The sequence below is a fragment of the Variovorax sp. P1_G12 genome (assembly GCF_056405555.1).
In genome coordinates this window covers 68870-88168 of record NZ_JBFUBW010000008.1, presented here as the reverse complement: position 1 = coordinate 88168, position 19299 = coordinate 68870, and the positions used below count along the sequence as shown (strand labels likewise).

Genomic DNA, 19299 nt, shown 5'->3' with positions numbered 1-19299 from the left:
GCTGTGAACGCACCGTCCTGCCGCCCGTTCGACACGGTCCTTGCAGTACGGATTTGCAGAACCTGAGCTGGAATTCGAAGTTTGATCAACGGCATTCTTGCCGCCGAGGAGCTGATTGCTTCGCGCGTGGCTCACACATTTCGGACCTACCCCAAGCAGATCACGGCTGCGATCGCCGCGTTGCTGCTGTCCGCCGGCGGCGGTGCCTTCGCCGTCGCCTCCCTCGGCCCGGATGCGGCCGAGCTCCCCGTCAAGCAGGTCTTCGAGGCCGTCGCGCCGGCCACCTCCTTTGCCGACCAGCTCGAGGCGCTGGACGCCCACAGCTTCACCCTGTTCCGGACCGAAATCACCCGCTCGAGCGACACCGCCGAGGCGCTGCTGCAGCGCCTGGGTCTCGCCGATCCGGACGCGGCCGCCTTCGTCCGCGGCAATGCCGAAGCGCGCGCCGCGCTGCTGAGCCGGCCCGGCCGCACCGTGACCGCCGAGGCAACGCAGGAGAACGCGCTGAAGAAGCTCAGCGCCCGCTGGATTCCCGACGGCGATGGCGGCTTCAAGCGGATGGTGGTCGAAAAGACCCCCACGGGCTTCAGGGCCCGCACCGAAGCCGACGTCCTGGCGCCGGGCACCCGGCTCGCCAGCGGCGTCGTCCGCACCTCCCTGTTCGCAGCCACGGACGACGCCCGCATCCCCGATGCGGTCGCCAGCCAGCTGGCCGACATCTTTTCCGGCGACGTCGACTTCCGCTCGCTGCGCAAGGGCGACCGCTTCGCGGTGGTCTACGAGACCCTCGACGCCGACGGCCAGGCGCTGCGCACCGGGCGCGTGCTGTCGGCCGAGTTCGAGAGCAACGGCAAGCTCTATCAGGCGCTGTGGTTCCAGGAGCCCGGCCAGAAGGGCGGCTACTACCGCCCCAACGGCGACAGCCTGCGCCGCGCCTTCCTGAGCTCGCCGGTCGAGTTCTCGCGCGTGACCAGCGGCTTCGCGATGCGCTTGCACCCGATCCTGAACAGCTGGCGGCAGCACCACGGCATCGACTTCGCGGCCCCCACCGGCACCACGGTGCGCGCGGTCGGCGACGGCACGGTCGAGTTCGCCGGCACGCAGAGCGGCTACGGCAACATCGTCATTCTGAAGCACCGCAACAAGCAGGAAACCGCTTACGCACACCTGAGCCGCATCGACGTCAAGGTCGGCCAGAGCGTCAGCCAGAGCCAGGCCGTCGGTGCCGTGGGCTCGACCGGCTGGGCCACCGGCCCGCACCTGCATTTCGAGTTCCGGGTGAACGGCGAATACCACGACCCGGCCACGATCGCTCAGCAGGACGGCGGCGTTCCGATCACCGCAGCCTCTCGTCCCGCCTTCGAGCGGCTCGCCATCGCCACGCGCACCGAGCTGTCGGCCGCGTTCTCGGTCGTCCAGGCCAGCGCGGACTGACGCGCGGCGGCCAGTCCCCGTCCCCACGCTCCCGCAACCCATGGCTGAACTTTTCATCGGCCTGATGTCGGGGACTTCGCTGGACGGCGTCGACGGCGTCCTGGCGGACTTCTCGAACGACGGCATCGCCGTCCAGGGCTACGCAGCCGCACCCTTCCCCATGGGCTTGCGCGCCGAACTGATGGCGCTCAATACCCCCGGCAACAACGAGTTGCACCGCGCCGCCCTTGCCGGCAACGGGCTGGCACGGGTCTATGCCCGCGTGGCGAAGCAGTTGCTGGAGGATGCCGGCCTGCCGGCCGACGCCGTCACCGCGATCGGCGCCCACGGCCAGACGGTCCGGCACCGGCCCGGCGAGTTCGACGAGGTCGGCTACACCCTGCAGATCAACAACCCTTCGCTGATCGCCGAGCTCAGCGGCATCCGGGTGGTGGCCGATTTCCGCAGCCGCGACCTGGCGGCCGGCGGCCAGGGCGCGCCGCTGGTGCCGGGCTTCCACCGGGCCCTGTTCGCCCGCGACGACCAGGCGGTGGCGGTGCTGAACCTCGGCGGCATCTCGAACCTGAGCCTGTTGCCGGCCGGCAGCGGCACCGTGCTCGGCTTCGACTGCGGACCGGGCAACGCGCTGATCGACCACTGGTGCCAGACCCACATCGGCCAGCCCTACGACGCCGGCGGCCAGTGGGCCGCCAGCGGCCAGGTGCTGCCGGAGCTGCTCTCGCGCCTTCTGGCCGAGGCCTATTTCGCCAAGGCGCCGCCCAAGAGCACGGGCCGCGACCTGTTCAATCCCAATTGGCTGGCCGCGCACCTGGGCACCTCGAAAGCCGATCCCGCCGATGTGCAGGCCACGCTGGCCGAGCTGACGGCCAGTACCTGCGCGGCCCACCTGCAGCGCTACGGCGCCGACAGCCGGACGCTGATCGTGTGCGGCGGCGGTGCGCTCAACCTGCATCTGCTGGCACGGCTGCGGGCCCTGCTGCCGACCGTGGAGGTGGTGTCGTCCGCCGAGCGCGGATTGCCGCCGCAGGAAGTCGAAGCCGCCGCCTTCGCCTGGCTGGCGCGCGCCACGCTGCAGGGCCAACCCGGCAATCTCGCCAGCGTGACCGGCGCCCGCGGCGCCCGGGTGCTCGGCGCCATCTACCCCTGAGGTTGGCTCGCCCCCAGGTTGGGCTCACTGCGTGTAGCCCGCCCACCCCCTACCGGGGGCAACACCGGCGGCCCGGCAAAGCCGGTTCCGCGGTGTTTCACCGGCGGGCCTGGCTGCGCCGGCCAAGTCCCTGGGTTTGCCGGGTGCGCACGGTGCGATCGTTCGGGGGGCGGGCAGCAAAAAGCCGCCCGGAGGCGGCTTCGTGAGGCATGCGCCTGAAGGACGTCAGGCCGAGAAGCTCGATCCGCAGCCGCAGGTGCTGGTGGCGTTCGGGTTCTTGATGACGAACTGGGCGCCCTGCAGGTCTTCCTTGTAGTCGATCTCGGCGCCGAGCAGGTACTGATAGCTCATGGCGTCGATCAGGAGCGACACACCGTTCTTGGTCATGGTGGTGTCGTCTTCGTTGGTGATCTCGTCGAAGGTGAACCCGTACTGGAAGCCCGAGCAGCCGCCGCCCTGCACGAACACGCGCAGCTTGAGGTCGGGATTGCCTTCTTCGGCGATCAGGTCGGCGACCTTGGCGGCCGCGCTGTCGGTGAAGACGATCGGCTCGGGCATCATGGCCGGGGTCTGGATGGTTTCTGCAACGGCGCTCATTGTGAGAGGACTCCTGTGGGGCCGAATACTGCGGCCGATCGACGAATGCTACTTCAATCAACAAAAAACCGCCCGAAGGCGGTTTCTTGTCATTGCGAGCGGTAAGCCCAAAACGCCTTTTATTAGCGCTTCGAGAACTGCTTGCGACGGCGTGCGGAATGCAGGCCGACCTTCTTACGTTCGACTTCACGCGCATCGCGCGTCACGAAGCCGGCCTGGCTCAGCACCGGCTTGAGGGTCGCGTCATAGTCGATCAGCGCACGGGTGATGCCGTGGCGCGCCGCGCCGGCCTGACCCGATTCACCGCCGCCTGCGACGTTGATCATGATGTCGAAGGCTTCGACGTTGTTCGTCAAAAACAGCGGCTGCTTGGCGATCATGATGGAGGTTTCCCGGCCGAAATAAGCCTGGATGTCCTTGCCATTGACCGTGATCTTGCCGGTGCCCTTTTTCATGAACACGCGGGCGACGCTCGATTTGCGACGGCCGGTGCCATTGTTCCATTCACCAATCATTCTCAAGGCTCCTTACAGTTCCAGCACTTTGGGCTGTTGGGCGGTGTGCGGGTGCTCTGCACCGCCGTACACCTTGAGTTTCTTGATCATCGCGTAGCCGAGCGGGCCCTTGGGCAGCATGCCCTTGACGGCTTTTTCCAGGGCGCGGCCCGGGAACTTGGCTTGCATGTCGCGGAAGTTGGTGGCACTGATGCCGCCCGGGTAGCCCGAGTGGCGGTAGTACACCTTGTCGATCGGCTTGGCGCCGGTGACGCGCAGCTGGGCTGCGTTGATGATGACGATGAAGTCACCGGTATCGACGTGAGGCGTGTAAATGGCCTTGTGTTTGCCGCGCAAACGGAGAGCAACTTCGCTGGCTACTCGTCCGAGGACCTTGTCGGTCGCGTCAATCACAAACCACTCGTGCGTCACGTCAGCGGGCTTGGCGCTGAACGTTTTGGTCATGAGTTTTCTCTTTCGAGGGTTTGACGGGCCCCACGTGAGCCCGCGAACGTCTGGCCCTTTTCCACGGTCGGCGTTCCTCTGGCGGGAATCTCTTAGGTGGGTTGCCGGTTCCCGCGCAAGCGGGTTCCTGTCTTCGCCGCGGGGCCACAAAGGCGCTGCGAAGCCCTCCATTATACGAAGAATCATCTTTGAGGCGCAATCAGGACCCAGATCGGGCGGCCAGACCGTTACCATCCAGGGATGTTTAGCTACCGCCACGCCTTCCATGCCGGCAACCACGCCGACGTGCTCAAGCACACGGTGCTGATTGCCACCCTCGAGCATCTGCTCGAAAAAGAAGCGGCGCTGACCGTGGTCGACACCCACGCCGGTGCCGGCCTCTACCGCCTCGATGGAGACTACGCCGGCACCAGCGGCGAAGCGGCCGAGGGCATCCTGCGGCTGCTGGCGCCCGCCAAGGCCGCACCGGCACCCGTGCCCGGCGCAGCACCGGCCAGGAAAACGTCGAAGAAGCCCACCGCCGAGGCGGAGGCCCCGCTCGCGGACGCCCTGGCGCGCTACCTCGAGGTGATCAGCGACTTCAACCCCAAGGGCGGCGCCAAGATCTATCCGGGCTCGCCCTTCATCGTGCATCACCTGCTGCGCGAGCACGACAAGCTCAAGCTGTTCGAGCTGCACCCGACCGACGCCCGCACCCTCGACGCCAATATCGCCCAGCTCGAGGCCGGCCGCCAGATCGCGGTGCTGCGCGACGACGGTTTCGGCAGCGCCACCAAGTTCCTGCCGCCGCCTTCACGCCGCGCCCTGGTGCTGTGCGACCCGAGCTACGAGATCAAGAGCGACTACGCCCGGGTGCTCGACTTCGTGGCCGAGGCACTCAAGCGTTTTGCGACCGGCACCTACGCCGTCTGGTACCCGATCATCCCGCGGCCGGAAGCGCACGACCTGCCGCGCCGGCTCAAGACCATGGCGACCAAGGCCGGCAAGTCGTGGCTGCACGCCACGCTGACGGTCAAGTCGAGCAAGATCACGACCGATGCGACAGGCGTCACGCACCGGCCGGGCCTGCCCGCCAGCGGCATGTTCCTGATCAATCCGCCCTACACGCTGAAACCGCTGCTGGCGGCCGCCCTGCCCCAGATGGCCGAGCGGCTGGCGCAGGACCGGAACGCCACCTTCTCGCTCGACAGCGGCGGGTAGCTGTTGCTCGCCCCCAGGTTGGGCTCACTGCGTGCAGCCCGCCCACCCCCGGCCGGGGGCAACACCAGCGGACTGGCAAAGCCAGATCCGCGGTGTTTCTGTTGCTCGCCCCCAGGTTGGGCTCACTGCGTGTAGCCCGCCCACCCCCGGCCGGGGGCAACACCAGCGGACTGGCAAAGCCAGATCCGCGGTGTTTCACCAACGGGCCTGGCTGCGCCGGCCGAAGCAAATTAACGGCGCTTGCGGGGCGCGACTTGTCGTGTCGGCCTGCTGGGTGCGGGATCCTGGGCGGCCTGGAGGGGCACCTCCGCCGGTCCGACCTCGGTGCCGCCGCAGCGGTCGGTCTCCTGGTCCGCGATCGACAGCGCCACCGTCTTGATGCCCATCCCGAGCATGCCGATGGCCTCGGCCGCGGCACGGCTCAGGTCGATGATGCGGCCCGAGGCGTAGGGCCCGCGATCATTGACGCGCACCAGCACCTCGCGCCCGTTGACCAGGCTGCGCACGCACACGCGCGTGTTGAAGGGCAGCGTCTTGTGCGCCGCGGTGAACGCAGTCATGTCGAAGCGCTCGCCGCTGGCGGTCTTCCGCTGGTGGAACTGGATGCCGTACCAGGAAGCGCCGCCGCGCTCGAAGACCTCGCGCCCGCCCTCGTCGCCCGGAATGCCGTCGTCGGGCCCCAGTTCGCCGCGGCCCGATACAGCGAGGTCGTAGCGCACCGACGGCACCGCGGAGCGCGGCGGCGCGCCCGGCGGCAGGGCCGGCTGCTTCGCCAGCGGTCGCAGGCGACCCTGCGGCGCGTCGCCTGCCGCATCGCCCTGCGACGCCGGCTGCACCGCGCAGGCCGCGAGCAGCCCGGCCGCGAGCAGCGCCGCCAGGCCGCTGCGCAAACTCATGCAGCCCAGCCCAGCCGCTGCAGCACACCGAGCGTGGCCACCGACTGGTTCATCGTGTAGAAATGCAGCGCGGGCGCGCCGCCGGCGCGCAGGCGTTCGCACAAGGCCGCGACAACGTCGAGGCCGAAGGCCTTGATCGATGCCGTGTCGTCGCCGAAGCTCTGCAGCCGCAGGCGGATCCAGCGCGGGATCTCGGCGCCGCAGGCATCGGAGAAGCGCATCAGCTGCGTCGAGCTCGTGATCGGCATGATGCCCGGCACGATCGGCGTCGATAGCCCCAGCGCGCGTGCCTCGTCGACGAAGCGCCAGTAGGCCTCGGCACTGAAGAAATACTGCGTGATGGCCGAATCGGCGCCCGCGTGCACCTTGGCCGCGAAGGCCTGCAGGTCGGCCTCGGGCGAGCGCGCCTGCGGATGCACTTCGGGATAGCAGGCCACCTCGATGTGGAAATCGCGGCCGGTTTCTGCGCGGATGAAGGCGACGAGATCGCTCGCGTAGTGGAACTCGCCGCCCACGCCATAGCCGCTCGGCAGGTCGCCGCGCAAGGCGACCAGGCGCTTGACGCCCATCGCCTTCAGCTCGGCCAGCTGCTCGCGGACCGTCGCCTTGGTCGCGCCGATGCAGGAGAAATGGCAGGCCGCTTCCACGCCTTCGGCCAGGATCTCGCGCACCGCGCCGAAAGTGCCTTCGTGCGTGGAGCCGCCGGCACCGTAGGTGACGGAGCAGAACTCGGGCTCTTGCGCGTAGAGCTGCTGCCGCACGGCGCGCAGCTTGACTGCGCCCTCGGGCGTCTTGGTCGGGAAGAACTCAAAGCTCAGCGGAAGGCGCACGGCCGGCTCCTGGTTGGCCGTCCGCATGAACAGCATGGATGAAGAACTCGTGGTTGCCGTCGCCGCCCTCGATCGGGCTGTCGAGCCAACGCACGACGCGCAGGCCGAGTGCCGCGCAGGTATCGCGCAAGCGCTGCTCGACCACGGCGTACAGCGCGGGCTCGCGCACGATGCCGCCCTTGCCGACCTGGCCCGGCTGCAGTTCGAACTGCGGCTTGACGAGCATCAGCATGTCGCCATCGGGCGCCAGCAGCGGCACCAGCGCGGGCAACACCAGCGTGAGTGAAATGAAGGAGAGATCGCCGACGATCAGGCCGAAGCTCCGGTCGGCAGTCTCCTCATCAGGGGATTCGGATGCCCAGGCATCCGCCGTCAGCGTGCGGGCGTTGACGCCCTCGACCGCGGTCACGCGCGCATCGTCGCGCACGCGCGCATGCAGTTGGCCGTGGCCGACGTCGACGCCCACCACATGCTCGGCGCCTTGCTGCAGCAGGCAGTCGGTGAAGCCGCCGGTCGACTGGCCCACATCGAGGCAACGCCGGCCGCGCGGGTCGATGCCGGTGGCGGCCAGCGCGCCTTCCAGCTTGAGGCCGCCGCGCGAGACGTAGCGGGCCTCGGCGGCATCGAGCAGTTCGAGCTCGGCCGCTTCGGGGATTTCGTCGCGGTTCTTCCCCACGACGCGCCAGTCGGCACCGTCACGCCAGCGCAAGCCGCCGGCGATCAGGCGGACGGCCTGCGAGCGCGAAGCGGCGAGGCCGCGTTCGACGAGTAGCTGATCGGCACGCAAGACGTGGGACTCAGTAGCGGTAGGTGTCGGGCTTGTACGGGCCGTTCTTGTCGACGCCGATGTACGCTGCCTGCGCATCCGTCAGTTCGGTCAGCATCGCTCCGACCTTCTTGAGGTGCAGGCGAGCGACCTTCTCGTCCAGGTGCTTGGGCAGCACGTAGACCTTGCCGGCCTGGTAGGCGTCGGGCTTGGTGAACAGCTCGATCTGGGCGATGGTCTGGTTCGCGAACGACGACGACATCACGAAGCTCGGGTGGCCCGTGCCGCAGCCGAGGTTCACGAGGCGACCCTTGGCCAGCAGGATGATCTTCTTGCCGTCCGGGAAGGTGATGTGGTCGACCTGCGGCTTGATCTCTTCCCACTCGTACTTCTCGATCGAGGCGACGTCGATCTCGTTGTCGAAGTGGCCGATGTTGCAGACGATGGCCTGGTCCTTCATCTTCGCCATCGTGTCGTGCGTGATGACGTCCTTGTTGCCGGTGGTCGTCACGAAGATGTCGGCCTTGTCGGCGGCGTACTCCATGGTCACGACCTTGTAGCCTTCCATCGCCGCCTGCAGGGCGTTGATGGGGTCGATCTCGGTCACCCACACCTGCGCGCTCAGGGCGCGCAGGGCCTGGGCCGAGCCCTTGCCCACGTCGCCGTAGCCGGCCACGCAGGCCACCTTGCCGGCGATCATCACGTCGGTCGCGCGCTTGATGCCGTCGACCAGCGATTCGCGGCAGCCGTAGAGGTTGTCGAACTTGCTCTTGGTGACCGAGTCGTTGACGTTGATGGCGCGGAACAGCAGCGTGCCCTTGGCCGACATCTCGTTCAGGCGGTGCACGCCGGTGGTGGTTTCCTCGGTCACGCCGATGATCTCGGCCGACTTGCGGGTGTACCAGGTCGAATCGACCGCCAGCTTGGCCTTGATGGCCGCATACAGGATGCGCTCTTCCTCGCTGGTCGGGTTGGCCAGCACGCTCTGGTCCTTCTCGGCGCGCTGGCCCAGGTGCATCAGCAGCGTGGCATCGCCGCCGTCGTCGAGGATCATGTTCGGGCCTTCGCCGGCCGAGCCCTTGGGGCCGAATTCGAAGATGCGATGGGTGTAGTCCCAGTAGTCTTCCAGCGACTCGCCCTTGATCGCGAACACCGGCGTGCCGGCCGCGGCGATGGCGGCGGCGGCGTGGTCCTGGGTCGAGAAGATGTTGCACGAGGCCCAGCGCACGGTGGCGCCGAGCGCCTGCAGCGTCTCGATCAGCACGGCGGTCTGGATCGTCATGTGCAGCGAGCCGGTGATGCGCGCGCCCTTGAGCGCCTGGCCCTTGGCGAACTCTTCGCGAATCGCCATCAGGCCGGGCATCTCGGTTTCGGCGATCCGGATTTCCTTGCGGCCCCAGGCGGCAAGGGAGAGGTCGGCGATCGCCTGGTCGACGGTGGAAACGGGGGACGGTTTGAGAACTGCGCTCATGTTGGCTCCAAAGCAAGCTTGAAAGATGCCACTGCGATCGGGGAATGGACTCACCGCGAGAACAGCGGGTGAGCGTGGTTGCGATGATGGTCCGAGCCTCACGCCTGTCGGCGCTGCAACGCTCCTCGGAACGGCGTATTTTAACGCGCGGCGCCGGCCGGCCGCCAGCAGCGCTTTTCGGATCGGCCTAGACTGCGGATCCTCCCACCCCCAACAATCGCCCCACCCGGCCGATCCTCATGTCCAAAGCCAAGATCCTTGCCACTTCGTTCGTGATGGCCGCGACGGCCACGCTGTCCTTGCCGGCTCCGGCGCAGGCCCCGGCCGCGGCCGCGGAGCCCACCGTGCGCGTGCGCGGCGTCATCGCGCACGTCGACGCGAATTCGCTGACGGTCAAGGACCGCAGCGGCGAGATCGTCACCCTGGTGCGGCCCGCCAGCATGCGCGTGCTCGAAGTGCTCCCGCTCGACATGGCCGCCATCAAGCCCGACAGCTTCGTCGGCGCGGGTTCGCTGCCGCAGCCCGACGGCACCCAGCGCGCGGTCGAGGTACTCGTGTTTCCGGAAGCCATGCGCGGCACCGGCGAAGGCTTCCGCCCCTGGGACTACATGCCCGACGGGACGATGACCAATGCCACCGTCTCCGCGCTCTCGGCGGCGCCGGCGGCGGTTCCGGGCGGCAAGAAGCTGGTGCTCAAGTACAAGGACGGCGAGAAGACCGTCATCGTCCCGCGCGGCACGCCGATCGTCACCTTCAAGCCGGCCCAGGACGACCAGGCGGCGCTGGTGGTCCAGGGCGCGATGGTCACGGTGACCGCCCAGGTGAAGGACGGCAAGCCGACCGCCTCGAGCATGCTGGTGGGCCGCAAAGGCTTCTCACCCCCGATGTGAGCGCCCGAACGGTAAAATCGTGGGTTTTGCCTCCAGCAGCCCGCGCCCGTGAGCGCGCACCGCGTTCACCCCCATGACCTTCGCCTCCGAAACCAAACGCCGCCGCACCTTCGCGATCATCTCCCACCCGGACGCCGGCAAGACCACGCTGACCGAGAAGCTGCTGCTGTTCTCGGGCGCGATCCAGATCGCCGGCTCGGTGAAGGCGCGCAAGGCCTCGCGCCACGCGACCTCCGACTGGATGGAGATCGAGAAGCAGCGCGGCATCTCGGTCGCCTCGTCGGTGATGCAGATGAGCTACCGCGACCACGTCATCAACCTGCTCGACACGCCGGGCCACAAGGACTTCTCCGAAGACACCTACCGTGTGCTGACCGCGGTCGATTCGGCCCTGATGGTGATCGACGCGGCCAACGGCGTGGAAGCACAGACCCGGCGGCTGATCGAGGTCTGCCGCCAGCGCGACACGCCGATCATCACCTTCGTCAACAAGATGGACCGCGAGGTGCGCGAGCCGCTCGAACTGCTCGACGAGATCGAGCGCGAACTCGGCATGCCCTGCGTGCCGATGACCTGGCCGGTGGGCCAGGGCAAGAGCTTCGGCGGCATCATCAACCTGCGCACGAAGGCGATGACGGTGTTCGAGTCGGGCCAGGAAAAGCTGCCGCAGGACTTCGAAACGATTCCGCTGACCGACCGCGACGCGCTGCACAAGCGCTTCGGCCGCGAGTTCGACCACGCAGTGGAAAGCATGGAACTGGCCACCGGCGCCTCGCCCACCTGGGACCGCGAGGCCTTCCTGTCCGGCAAGCAGACGCCGGTGTTCTTCGGCTCCGGCGTCAACAACTTCGGCGTGATGGAAGTGCTCGACGCGCTGGTCGACCTGGCGCCGCCGCCGCAGCCGCGCATCAGCACCACGATGGTCAACCGGCAGCCGGTGGTCAAGGAGATCCGGCCCGAGCACAAGGACTTCGCGGGCGTGGTGTTCAAGGTGCAGGCCAACATGGACGCCAACCACCGCGACCGCATCGCCTTCGTCCGCATGGCCTCGGGGCGCTACACGCCGGGCATGAAGCTCAAGGTGCAGCGCACCGCGAAGGAACTGCGCCCGACCAGCGTCGTGACCTTCATGAGCCAGCGGCGCGAAGCGGTCGAGGAGGCCTACGCCGGCGACATCGTCGGCTTCACGACCCACGGCGGCGTGCAGCTCGGCGACACCATCACCGACGGCGCCTCGCTGCAGTTCACCGGCCTGCCCTTCTTCGCGCCCGAGCTGTTCATGACCGTGATCCTCAGGAACCCGCTGCGCACCAAGCAGCTGCAGCAGGGCCTGGCCCAGCTCGGCGAAGAGGGCGCGATCCAGGTGTTCCGCCCCGAGGTCGGCGGCCCGATGCTGCTGGGCGCGGTCGGGCAGCTGCAGTTCGAAGTGGTGCAGCACCGCCTGAAGACCGAGTACGACGCCGACGTCCGGCTCGAGGGCTGCCAGTACACCGGCGCGCGCTGGATCACGGCCGACACCCCGGCCGAGCTGCGCGCCTTCGTCGATGCCTATCCGGCGCGGATGGCGCTCGACGCGGCCAACACGCTGGCCTACCTGTGCACCTCGCCCTACGACGTGCGGCTGGCGCAGGAGCGCTTTCCGAAGATCCACTTCCATCCCCTGCGCGAGCACGCGGGACTGGCGCTGCAGACCGCCTCCTGAAATGAAACACCCCCGAAGCGCCTGCGGCGCTGCCCCCTCAAGGGGGCGATACCAGCGGCCTGGCAAAGCCAGATCCGCGGTATCTCTGGGCTTGGCCGCGCCGGTTTCATGCGTCGCGAGTCACGCGATCGCGTGGTGAAGAACTGAGATGACTCCTCTGACTGAGTGGCCGCTGGCGGCGCGGCGCGCGCTGGTCGGCGTCTTCACCGACATCGACGACACGCTGACGACCGAAGGCGCGATCAGCGCCGATGCGCTGGCAGCGCTGGCCGACCTGCGCGCAGCCGGCCTGCATCGGGTGGCGATCACCGGCCGCCCGGTGGGCTGGAGCGAACCCTTCGCGAGCGCCTGGCCGGTGGATGCGATCGTGGCCGAGAACGGCGCCGTCGCGCTGCTGCCCGCGCCCCAGGGCGGCCTCGAGAAGCGCTACCAGCAGGACGCGCCCACGCGTGAGCGCAATTTCGCGCGCATGCAGGCCGTGCTGGCCCGCATCGAGCGCGAGATCCCCGGCGCCCGGCGCGCCACCGACTCGCCGGGCCGCGAATGCGACATCGCGATCGACCACAGCGAATTCACGCAACTCGGCGATGCGCAGATCGCCGCTGTCGTCGCGCTGATGCGCAGCGAGGGCATGCACGCCACCGTCAGCAGCATCCACGTCAACGGCTGGTACGGCGAGCACAACAAGCTGGCCGGCGCCCGCTGGATCGTGCGCGAGCTCTGGGGCCGCCGGCTCGACGACGAGATGCAGCGCTGGGCCTACGTCGGCGATTCGACCAACGACGCGCTGATGTTCGAGCATTTCGAGCACAGCATCGGCGTGGCGAACGTCCGCCGGTTCGAGGCCGCCCTGTCGCACCTGCCGAGCTACGTCGCCGAGCGCGAGCGCGGCGCCGGCTTCGCCGAGGTGGCGGCCGCGATACTCAAGGCACGGTGAAGGCGACCGGCCTGGCGCGTGCGACGACGTTCCCGGCCGCGGTGTTGCTCAGGAGCTCGAGCCGGGCGCTGTAGCTGCCCTTGGGCGGGTTGAGCCACACCTCGGTCTGCCCGCCGTCGAGGTCGATGATTTCCGCCTTCTGGCCCGGACGCTCCAGCACCAGCCGGAAGTGGCCGGTGTCGGGCACCTTGGGCGCTGCGTTCGACACGTTCAGGCCGCTGGCATGGAACTGCACGCGCAGCGGCAACTGCACCGTGCTGCGATCGGCGGGACTCAGCAGTTCGATGCGCGGCTCGCCCAGCAGGCTGGCCGGCGTGACACCCTTGTTCTGCTTGCTGACCGTGAACCTGAGCGGCTTGCTATAGACGAAATACGGGATGTGTCCCTGGTCCGCCAGCACCAGCCGCATCGTGTAGGTGCCCGGCGGCAGGTCGACCACGGTCTCCATCTGGCCCTTCCCGAAGTGGATGTAGTGCTCGGTGAAGGGCAGCGGCTTGGTGAAGTCGAGCGGCAGCGGCTGGTTGATCAGCAGGTGGTGGTGGCCGGCCGTGCCCGCGGTCCTGCCGGCCGGGACAATGCCGCGCATCGAAAGGCCGAAGCGCGCGACGAAGGGCGCCTCGGTCGTGGCGCCGTCCTTCAGGTTCGTGAAATAGGCCTCGGGCGACCAGTTGGGCGGCGGCACCACCCAGGGATGGACGACCAGATCGGCACTGTCGGCCGCCGGTTGTGGCGCGGGTGCCTGAGGCGATTGCGCCCAAGCCCCGCCCGCCAGCAGCAGGAGCCAGGCCGCCGCTGCCACCATTCCCGCCCGCGTCCCGTGACGAATTCGACCGCGCATGCCTGCTCCTCCTGTGGTTGCCGGATTGTGTATCAGGAAGTTCTAGATTGTTAGAACTTAAGACGGACCAAACGTGACAAAAGGCCGCTAGCAGTGCGAGACGGCCGCGTGCAGCGCGACAAGCATCCGCGCGCGCCCTGGCAAGGTCTTGATTTTCGATCTCGGAGGGTTCAGATTCAGCGTCAGGAGCCCTGCTCGATGCCTGCCGTACGCCGCGCCGTTGTCGATGGCCTGTTCTACCCCGCCGCGCCCGGAGCGCTGCGCAGGCAGGTCGCTGACCACCTGGCCGGCGTCGGCGCCGACGACGACCCGGCGCGCGGGCCCGCGAAGCTGCTGATCACCCCCCATGCGGGCTACGAGTACTGCGGCGCGGTGGCGGCGCACGCCTATGCCCTGCTCGGTCGGCGGCGCGAGCCGGCCATCCGCCGCGTGGTGCTGCTCGGCCCCGCGCATCACGTCTGGGTGAGCGGCCTGGCGGTCCCCGAGGCGGAAGCCTTCGAGACACCGCTGGGCGAGGTCGCGCTCGATGTCGCCGCGCTCGCCAGCCTCGGCGACCTGCCCCAGATGGTCCGCAACGACCGGGCCCACGAGCGCGAGCATTCGCTCGAGGTTCAACTGCCGTTCCTGCAGATGCTGCTCGGCAGCTTCACCCTGGTGCCGCTGGTCGTCAGCGACGCCAGTGCCGAATCGGTGGCGCAGGTGCTCGAGCGGCTGTGGGGCGGCGCGGAGACGCTGATCGTGATCAGCTCCGACCTGTCGCACTACCTTCCGTACGCGCAGGCGCAGGCCGTCGACCGTGCCACCGTGCAACGCATCCTGGCGCTCGATGCCGGGCTGGCGCCGCACCAGGCCTGCGGATCGGCGGCGATCAACGGCGCGCTGCTGGCCGCGCGCCGCCACGGCCTCGTGCCGCGCCTGCTCGACCTGCGCAACTCCGGCGACACCGCGGGCGGTCGTGACCGCGTCGTCGGCTACGGCGCGATCGCGTTCGAGGAGCGGCAATGACGAGCCTCGATGGGCCGAACGCGACGCCTGGGCGCTGGTGGCACCGGCTCGACGATGGGCGCATCCAATGCGACCTGTGTCCGCGCGACTGCCGGCTGCACGACGGCCAGCGCGGCATGTGCTTCGTGCGCCAGCGCGCCGGCGATGCGATGGTGCTCACCACCTACGGGCGCAGTTCGGGCTTCTGCATCGACCCGATCGAGAAGAAACCGCTCAACCACTTCTTCCCCGGCAGCAGCGTGTTCAGCTTCGGCACCGCGGGCTGCAACCTCGCGTGCAAGTTCTGCCAGAACTGGGACATCTCGAAGAGCCGCGAGATGGACCGGCTGCAGGACACGGCGTCACCCGGGCGAATCGCCGAGGCGGCCCGCGCGAGCGGCGCTTCGAGCGTGGCCTTCACCTACAACGACCCCGTGATCTTCGCCGAGTACGCGATGGACACCGCCGACGCCTGCCATGCGCTCGGCCTGCACAGCGTCGCGGTGACGGCGGGCTACATGCACGCCGCGCCCAGACGCGAGTTCTACGCCAAGATGGACGCGGCCAACGTCGACCTGAAGGCCTTCACCGAGCAGTTCTACTTCCAGCAGACCGGCGCCCACCTGGCGCCGGTGCTCGAGACGCTGCAGTACCTGCGGCACGAGACCGACTGCTGGTTCGAGATCACGACGCTGCTGATCCCGCAGCACAACGACAGCGACGCCGAGATCGACGCGATGACACGCTGGATTGCCGACCGGCTCGGGCCCGATGTGCCGCTGCACTTCACGGCCTTCCATCCGGACTACAAGATGATGGACGTGGTGCCGACGCCGCCCGCCACGCTGACGCGGGCCCGCACGATCGCGCTCGGCAACGGCCTGCACCACGTCTACACCGGCAACGTGCATGACGTCGAAGGCGGCACGACATTCTGTCCGGGCTGCCATGCAGCGCTGGTGCGGCGCGACTGGTATGTCGTGCTGGCCTGCGAGCTCGATGCGCATGGCGCCTGCCCGCATTGCGGCACGCCGATCGCGGGTCGCTTCGGGGCTTTCGGCGGCGGCTTCGGCCGGCGGCGGATTCCGGTGCAGCTGGCGGCGTAGCCCTTCAGTAGTGAGGCGGCAGCTCGTCGCGCAGGTTGCGCGCGGCGCCGGGGCCGCCCTCGGGGCTTTGCTGACGAAGCTGCGTGACCTGGAGGACCAGGCTGTCGATCTGCTCCTGTTGCCTGTAGATGACCAGGTTGAGCTGGTCCAGCAGGTCTTCGGTGAAGCTCGCCTTGATCTCCAGATCGGTCAGTCGGCGTTCCACATCGTGCGAGGTTTCCATGCCGCTATTGGACAGGAATTTTCCCAGCCGCCGGCAGGGCGCGTCAGAATGCCGCGCATGGACCTGACGATCCGCACCCTCCGCGCCGACGAGATGGCGCTCGTGATCGAGCTGGCGGCGCGCGAAGGCTGGAACCCCGGATTGCATGACGCCGCCTGCTTCCATGCGGCAGATCCCGGCGGCTTCCTTGTCGCCGAACACCGCGGCGAGGCGGTGGGCTGCATCTCTGCCGTGTCGTACGCAGGTCGCTTCGGCTTCATCGGGCTCTACATCGTGACGCCGGCGTGGCGCGGCAAGGGCGTCGGCATCCGCCTCTGGCGCGAAGGCATGGCCCGTCTCGCCGGCCAGGTGGTCGGGCTCGACGGCGTGCCGGCCCAGCAGGACAACTACCGCCGCAGCGGTTTCGCACTGGCCTGGAACAACGCCCGCTTCGCCGGTGTCGCCCGCAGTGGCGGCGAGACGCCGCCGCAGCAGATCATTCCCCTGGCCACCGTCGACTTCGCCGCGCTGTGCGCCGACGACCGCCGCGTCTTCCCGGCGCCGCGCGACGCCTTCCTGCGCGCCTGGATCGACATGCCCGATGCGACCGGACTGGCCTGGGTCGAGCAGGGCCGGCTGGTGGGCTGGGGGCTGATCCGGCGCTGCCGCGAAGGCCACAAGATCGCGCCGCTGGTGGCGGACGATCCGCACGTGGCGCACTCACTGCTGGCTGCGCTGTGCGCCACCGTGCCGGCCGGCGACACGGTCTACCTCGACGTCCCGCTGCCGAATGCCGAGGCGGTCGCGATGGCGCGGGCCGAAGGCATGCGCAGCGTGTTCGAGACCGCGCGCATGTACGCCGGCAGCGCGCCTCCCTGCGAGCTGCAGCGCCTGTACGGGGTCACCAGCTTCGAGCTCGGCTAGGGCCTGTTACTGAGGCTTGGCCAGCCCCAGCTTCTCGATCAACGCCTTCTCCCGCGCGAAGGTCGTCTGCGCGAACTTCGCGTAGTCCGCGGAGCTCATGTAGATCGGCAGCATGTCGTAGCGCCCCAGAGCGGCCACGTAGCTCGGCTCCTCCATCGCCTGCTTGAACGCGTCGTGCAGCTTCTTCACGACCTCGGGCGGCGTGCCCCTGGGCGCGCCGATGCCGAAGGGCGAGTTCTGCACGATGTCCATGCCGAGCTCCTTGAGTGTCGGCGCATCCGGGAATTTGGCGAGCCGCTTGTCACCCCAGGTGTTGAGCACGCGCAGCTTGCCCGACTCCACCAGCGGCGCGAAGCCGGTCGAGTCGGCGATCGCCATCAGGTGGTTGCCGAGCACCGCCTGCGCCAGATCGGCGCTGCCCTTGTAGGGCACGTGCTGCAGCTGGATGCCGAGCTGCTGCGCCATCAGTTCGGTCGTCAGGTGCGGGCTGGTCAGGTTGCCGGTCGAGCCGTAGGTGAGCTTGCCCGGGTTGGCCTTGGCATAGGCGACGAAGTCGTTCCAGGTCTTGAACGGGCTGTCGGCCGGGACCGCGATGCCGAAGGCGTAGCCGGTGACGTTGATCACGTAGCTGATGTCCTTGACCGGGTCCCAGTTGATCTTGGTGGTGTAGGGCAGGCGAAACACGCCGAGCGGAATCTGGCCGATGGTGTAGCCATCGGGCTGCGCGGTCTGCAGCGCCTGCGCGGGCAGCGTGCCGCCGGCGCCCGGCTTGTTGTCCACCACGATCGGCTGGCCGAGGATCTTCGATGCATTGTCGGCCAGCTGCCGCATCGTGATGTCCGTCGGGCCGCCCGCGGGGAAGGCAATGATCAGCTTGATCGGCCGGGCGGGAAAGGTCTGCGCATGCGCAGACGTGACGGCCGCGCCGAGCAGGGCGGCGCACAAAAGGGAACGACGAATCATGTGGCGGCCTCCGGTACAGGTTGAATGCCGCATTGGGCCGCATGGGGCACGCGCGGGACAAGCGGGTATCTCCCCGGTCCGTGTCGCCGCCGTGTCAGCGCCCTGGCTCAGCCCGCTCGTTGCCTGAATCCGTCGAGCACGTTGACCGCGTTCACGCCCACCTCCGCCACCGCGTAGCCGCCCTCGAAGACGAACACGCTGGGCAGGCCTGCGCGCGCGATGTCTTCGCCGATCCGCAGGTAGTCGGGCGTGGCGAGCGTGAAGCCGGCGACCGGATCGCCCGCGAAGGTGTCGAGCCCGAGCGAGACTACCAGCGCGCCGGGCTTGAAGTCCGCGAGGCCGCGCAGCGCGGTCGCCAGCGCTTCGCGCCAGGCCGCGAAACCGGTGCCGCGCGGCAGCGGCAGGTTGTGGTTGAAGCCCAGACCCTCGCCCGCGCCGCGCTCGTCGGCGTAGCCCAGGTAGTAGGGGTACTCGGTGTGCGGATCGCCATGCAGGCTGGTGAACTGGACGTCGGCGCGCTCGTAGAAGATGGCCTGCGTGCCGTTGCCGTGGTGGTAGTCGATGTCGAGCACCGCGACGCGGTCGACGCCGGCATCGCGCAGCGCCTGGGCCGCGATCGCCGCGTTGTTGAGGAAGCAGTAGCCGCCGAAGAAATCCGCGCCTGCGTGATGGCCCGGTGGCCGCGTGAGCGCGAAAGCCGCGCGCTCGCCTTGCAGCACGCGCGCCGCGGCGGTCAACGCGCAGCAGGCGCCCGCGCGTGCCGCGGTCCACGTGCCTGCGGTCAGCGGCGTGCCGGCGTCGTACGAGAACAGGCCCATGCGCGCAGGGAAGCTGGCCGGCAGCACGTCGGAGCGAAAGGTGCGGATCGGCCAGTACGAAGGCAGCGCGTCGCGGTCCGCATTGGCCGGGTCGAGTGCCACCCACTCGTTCCACGCATTCGACAGGAAATCGAGGTAGCGCGGCGCGTGGACGCGCGCGATCGTCGCGTCGTCGAAGACATCCGGCGCTTCGATGGGACCGAGCCCGCGCTGCTCCAGTTCCTGCAGCACATAGTCGGCACGCGCCGGAACCTCGAAGCACGGCACGAGTTCGCCGCGGAACATCTCGACCTTGCCGTGGTGAAGGGGGTGGCGGTCGTTGTAGATCGTGAGCATGGCGCTAGGGTAACGCGGAAGCGCGTGGGGGCGGGGGGCGGCGGCGGGCGGTAGGCCCCGGGCCGGCCGACGTCACCGGCCGCTTCGCGGCTGCCCTGCGCTGCTCGCGGTACGCGGGGTCTCGCTCAAACTCGCTTCGCTCAAACAGTCGCGAGCCCTGATCCGCGCACCGCTGCGCTGCTCGGCGGTGCCTCAACGGCCGGCCCGGGGCCTACCGCCCACCGCCGTGGACACGTTGGGGTTGCATTGCTTCGCTGGAAGCGAAGGGGGGCTCGCACACCCCCGAAGCCCGGCATGCG

20 protein-coding genes and 1 riboswitch are annotated in these 19299 nt (G+C 68.7%); of the genes, 9 read left to right on the top strand and 11 right to left on the bottom strand.

From position 1 onward, the window contains the following. Nucleotides 1-81: 81 nt before the first annotated feature. Together AC1D2O_RS11185 and AC1D2O_RS11180 are read left to right on the top strand one after the other, a co-directional pair. Nucleotides 82-1434: a peptidoglycan DD-metalloendopeptidase family protein gene (locus AC1D2O_RS11185; RefSeq protein ID WP_478092346.1), complete on the top strand. Its 1353-nt coding sequence runs from the start codon at nucleotides 82-84 to the stop codon at nucleotides 1432-1434. Nucleotides 1435-1474: 40 nt separating this feature from the next. Next, entirely contained in the window at nucleotides 1475-2581 is a 1107-nt protein-coding gene (locus tag AC1D2O_RS11180) for an anhydro-N-acetylmuramic acid kinase (RefSeq protein WP_478092347.1), read from the top strand. Between the two features lie 225 nt (nucleotides 2582-2806). Here AC1D2O_RS11180 and erpA read toward each other — a convergent pair whose 3' ends face one another. The 3 genes from erpA to rplM form a co-directional block, all read right to left on the bottom strand. Beyond that, nucleotides 2807-3178 (bottom strand): iron-sulfur cluster insertion protein ErpA, encoded by a 372-nt coding sequence (erpA, locus tag AC1D2O_RS11175; protein ID WP_442283613.1) that lies wholly within the window; start codon nucleotides 3176-3178, stop codon nucleotides 2807-2809. Between the two features lie 122 nt (nucleotides 3179-3300). Beyond that, nucleotides 3301-3693: a 30S ribosomal protein S9 gene (rpsI, locus tag AC1D2O_RS11170; protein WP_162569459.1), complete on the bottom strand. Its 393-nt coding sequence runs from the start codon at nucleotides 3691-3693 to the stop codon at nucleotides 3301-3303. Nucleotides 3694-3705: 12 nt separating this feature from the next. Continuing rightward, nucleotides 3706-4137, bottom strand: a complete 432-nt coding sequence (gene rplM / locus AC1D2O_RS11165) for a 50S ribosomal protein L13 (protein ID WP_158723893.1) — start codon at nucleotides 4135-4137, stop codon at nucleotides 3706-3708. Nucleotides 4138-4377: 240 nt separating this feature from the next. On the opposite strand from rplM, the gene AC1D2O_RS11160 reads away from it, so the two are divergent. After that, nucleotides 4378-5337 (top strand): 23S rRNA (adenine(2030)-N(6))-methyltransferase RlmJ, encoded by a 960-nt coding sequence (locus tag AC1D2O_RS11160; protein ID WP_478092351.1) that lies wholly within the window; start codon nucleotides 4378-4380, stop codon nucleotides 5335-5337. Between the two features lie 230 nt (nucleotides 5338-5567). Here the strand turns inward: AC1D2O_RS11160 and AC1D2O_RS11155 are convergent, their stop codons facing one another. From AC1D2O_RS11155 to ahcY, 4 genes are read right to left on the bottom strand one after another with little or no spacing between them, the layout of a single operon-like run. Further along, complete coding sequence (locus AC1D2O_RS11155; protein WP_478091758.1) at nucleotides 5568-6233, bottom strand: septal ring lytic transglycosylase RlpA family protein; 666 nt, start codon at nucleotides 6231-6233, stop codon at nucleotides 5568-5570. After that, on the bottom strand, nucleotides 6230-7090 hold the full coding sequence (gene metF, locus AC1D2O_RS11150) for a methylenetetrahydrofolate reductase [NAD(P)H] (RefSeq protein ID WP_478157053.1): 861 nt from the start codon (nucleotides 7088-7090) through the stop codon (nucleotides 6230-6232). The genes AC1D2O_RS11155 and metF overlap by 4 nt, the downstream gene beginning before the upstream one ends. Beyond that, the gene (locus AC1D2O_RS11145; RefSeq protein WP_478091762.1) at nucleotides 7041-7850 is read right to left on the bottom strand and encodes a TlyA family RNA methyltransferase; all 810 of its coding nucleotides are present in this window, start codon (nucleotides 7848-7850) and stop codon (nucleotides 7041-7043) included. Before AC1D2O_RS11145 ends, metF begins: the two co-directional genes overlap by 50 nt. A gap of 10 nt (nucleotides 7851-7860) precedes the next feature. Next, complete coding sequence (gene ahcY / locus AC1D2O_RS11140; RefSeq protein ID WP_478091763.1) at nucleotides 7861-9300, bottom strand: adenosylhomocysteinase; 1440 nt, start codon at nucleotides 9298-9300, stop codon at nucleotides 7861-7863. 63 nt (nucleotides 9301-9363) lie between these two features. Then, a riboswitch (S-adenosyl-L-homocysteine riboswitch) is annotated at nucleotides 9364-9433 on the bottom strand. Between the two features lie 106 nt (nucleotides 9434-9539). On the opposite strand from ahcY, the gene AC1D2O_RS11135 reads away from it, so the two are divergent. From AC1D2O_RS11135 to AC1D2O_RS11125, 3 genes are all read left to right on the top strand, one after another. Beyond that, nucleotides 9540-10190 carry a hypothetical protein gene (locus tag AC1D2O_RS11135; RefSeq protein WP_478156985.1) on the top strand — a complete coding sequence of 217 codons (651 nt, stop codon included), beginning with the start codon at nucleotides 9540-9542 and terminating at the stop codon, nucleotides 10188-10190. Between the two features lie 73 nt (nucleotides 10191-10263). Further along, the gene (locus tag AC1D2O_RS11130) at nucleotides 10264-11892 is read left to right on the top strand and encodes a peptide chain release factor 3 (protein ID WP_478156984.1); all 1629 of its coding nucleotides are present in this window, start codon (nucleotides 10264-10266) and stop codon (nucleotides 11890-11892) included. Nucleotides 11893-12040: 148 nt separating this feature from the next. Then, the gene (locus tag AC1D2O_RS11125) at nucleotides 12041-12829 is read left to right on the top strand and encodes an HAD-IIB family hydrolase (protein ID WP_478091767.1); all 789 of its coding nucleotides are present in this window, start codon (nucleotides 12041-12043) and stop codon (nucleotides 12827-12829) included. On the opposite strand, the gene AC1D2O_RS11120 is transcribed toward AC1D2O_RS11125, so the two are convergent. Then, on the bottom strand, nucleotides 12816-13667 hold the full coding sequence (locus AC1D2O_RS11120; protein WP_478156982.1) for a DUF4399 domain-containing protein: 852 nt from the start codon (nucleotides 13665-13667) through the stop codon (nucleotides 12816-12818). The two genes, AC1D2O_RS11125 and AC1D2O_RS11120, sit on opposite strands and share 14 nt — an antisense overlap. A gap of 198 nt (nucleotides 13668-13865) precedes the next feature. Between AC1D2O_RS11120 and amrB the strand changes: the two genes are divergently transcribed. Further along, nucleotides 13866-14672: an AmmeMemoRadiSam system protein B gene (gene amrB, locus AC1D2O_RS11115; protein WP_478092893.1), complete on the top strand. Its 807-nt coding sequence runs from the start codon at nucleotides 13866-13868 to the stop codon at nucleotides 14670-14672. After that, nucleotides 14669-15757 carry an AmmeMemoRadiSam system radical SAM enzyme gene (amrS, locus tag AC1D2O_RS11110; RefSeq protein WP_478092895.1) on the top strand — a complete coding sequence of 363 codons (1089 nt, stop codon included), beginning with the start codon at nucleotides 14669-14671 and terminating at the stop codon, nucleotides 15755-15757. The genes amrB and amrS overlap by 4 nt, the downstream gene beginning before the upstream one ends. Before the next feature lie 4 nt (nucleotides 15758-15761). On the opposite strand, the gene AC1D2O_RS11105 is transcribed toward amrS, so the two are convergent. Then, entirely contained in the window at nucleotides 15762-15980 is a 219-nt protein-coding gene (locus tag AC1D2O_RS11105; RefSeq protein WP_478092897.1) for a SlyX family protein, read from the bottom strand. A gap of 57 nt (nucleotides 15981-16037) precedes the next feature. On the opposite strand from AC1D2O_RS11105, the gene AC1D2O_RS11100 reads away from it, so the two are divergent. Then, nucleotides 16038-16883, top strand: a complete 846-nt coding sequence (locus tag AC1D2O_RS11100; RefSeq protein WP_478092899.1) for a GNAT family N-acetyltransferase — start codon at nucleotides 16038-16040, stop codon at nucleotides 16881-16883. Between the two features lie 6 nt (nucleotides 16884-16889). On the opposite strand, the gene AC1D2O_RS11095 is transcribed toward AC1D2O_RS11100, so the two are convergent. Both AC1D2O_RS11095 and AC1D2O_RS11090 read right to left on the bottom strand, forming a co-directional pair. Further along, nucleotides 16890-17846, bottom strand: a complete 957-nt coding sequence (locus AC1D2O_RS11095; RefSeq protein WP_478092901.1) for a tripartite tricarboxylate transporter substrate binding protein — start codon at nucleotides 17844-17846, stop codon at nucleotides 16890-16892. 107 nt (nucleotides 17847-17953) lie between these two features. Next, on the bottom strand, nucleotides 17954-19000 hold the full coding sequence (locus AC1D2O_RS11090) for a histone deacetylase family protein (protein ID WP_478092904.1): 1047 nt from the start codon (nucleotides 18998-19000) through the stop codon (nucleotides 17954-17956). Nucleotides 19001-19299: the final 299 nt, after the last annotated feature.

Bases quoted from the DNA above. Each gene is read 5' to 3' on its own strand.
- AC1D2O_RS11180 (WP_478092347.1), top strand. From the start codon at position 1,475: ATGGCTGAACTTTTCATCGGCCTGATGTCGGGGACTTCGCTGGACGGC.
- erpA (WP_442283613.1), bottom strand. From the start codon at position 3,178: ATGAGCGCCGTTGCAGAAACCATCCAGACCCCGGCCATGATGCCCGAG.
- rpsI (WP_162569459.1), bottom strand. From the start codon at position 3,693: ATGATTGGTGAATGGAACAATGGCACCGGCCGTCGCAAATCGAGCGTC.
- rplM (WP_158723893.1), bottom strand. From the start codon at position 4,137: ATGACCAAAACGTTCAGCGCCAAGCCCGCTGACGTGACGCACGAGTGG.
- AC1D2O_RS11160 (WP_478092351.1), top strand. From the start codon at position 4,378: ATGTTTAGCTACCGCCACGCCTTCCATGCCGGCAACCACGCCGACGTG.
- AC1D2O_RS11155 (WP_478091758.1), bottom strand. From the start codon at position 6,233: ATGAGTTTGCGCAGCGGCCTGGCGGCGCTGCTCGCGGCCGGGCTGCTC.
- metF (WP_478157053.1), bottom strand. From the start codon at position 7,090: ATGCGGACGGCCAACCAGGAGCCGGCCGTGCGCCTTCCGCTGAGCTTT.
- ahcY (WP_478091763.1), bottom strand. From the start codon at position 9,300: ATGAGCGCAGTTCTCAAACCGTCCCCCGTTTCCACCGTCGACCAGGCG.
- AC1D2O_RS11135 (WP_478156985.1), top strand. From the start codon at position 9,540: ATGTCCAAAGCCAAGATCCTTGCCACTTCGTTCGTGATGGCCGCGACG.
- AC1D2O_RS11130 (WP_478156984.1), top strand. From the start codon at position 10,264: ATGACCTTCGCCTCCGAAACCAAACGCCGCCGCACCTTCGCGATCATC.
- AC1D2O_RS11125 (WP_478091767.1), top strand. From the start codon at position 12,041: ATGACTCCTCTGACTGAGTGGCCGCTGGCGGCGCGGCGCGCGCTGGTC.
- AC1D2O_RS11120 (WP_478156982.1), bottom strand. From the start codon at position 13,667: ATGCGCGGTCGAATTCGTCACGGGACGCGGGCGGGAATGGTGGCAGCG.
- amrB (WP_478092893.1), top strand. From the start codon at position 13,866: ATGCCTGCCGTACGCCGCGCCGTTGTCGATGGCCTGTTCTACCCCGCC.
- amrS (WP_478092895.1), top strand. From the start codon at position 14,669: ATGACGAGCCTCGATGGGCCGAACGCGACGCCTGGGCGCTGGTGGCAC.
- AC1D2O_RS11105 (WP_478092897.1), bottom strand. From the start codon at position 15,980: ATGGAAACCTCGCACGATGTGGAACGCCGACTGACCGATCTGGAGATC.
- AC1D2O_RS11100 (WP_478092899.1), top strand. From the start codon at position 16,038: ATGGACCTGACGATCCGCACCCTCCGCGCCGACGAGATGGCGCTCGTG.
- AC1D2O_RS11095 (WP_478092901.1), bottom strand. From the start codon at position 17,846: ATGATTCGTCGTTCCCTTTTGTGCGCCGCCCTGCTCGGCGCGGCCGTC.
- AC1D2O_RS11090 (WP_478092904.1), bottom strand. From the start codon at position 19,000: ATGCTCACGATCTACAACGACCGCCACCCCCTTCACCACGGCAAGGTC.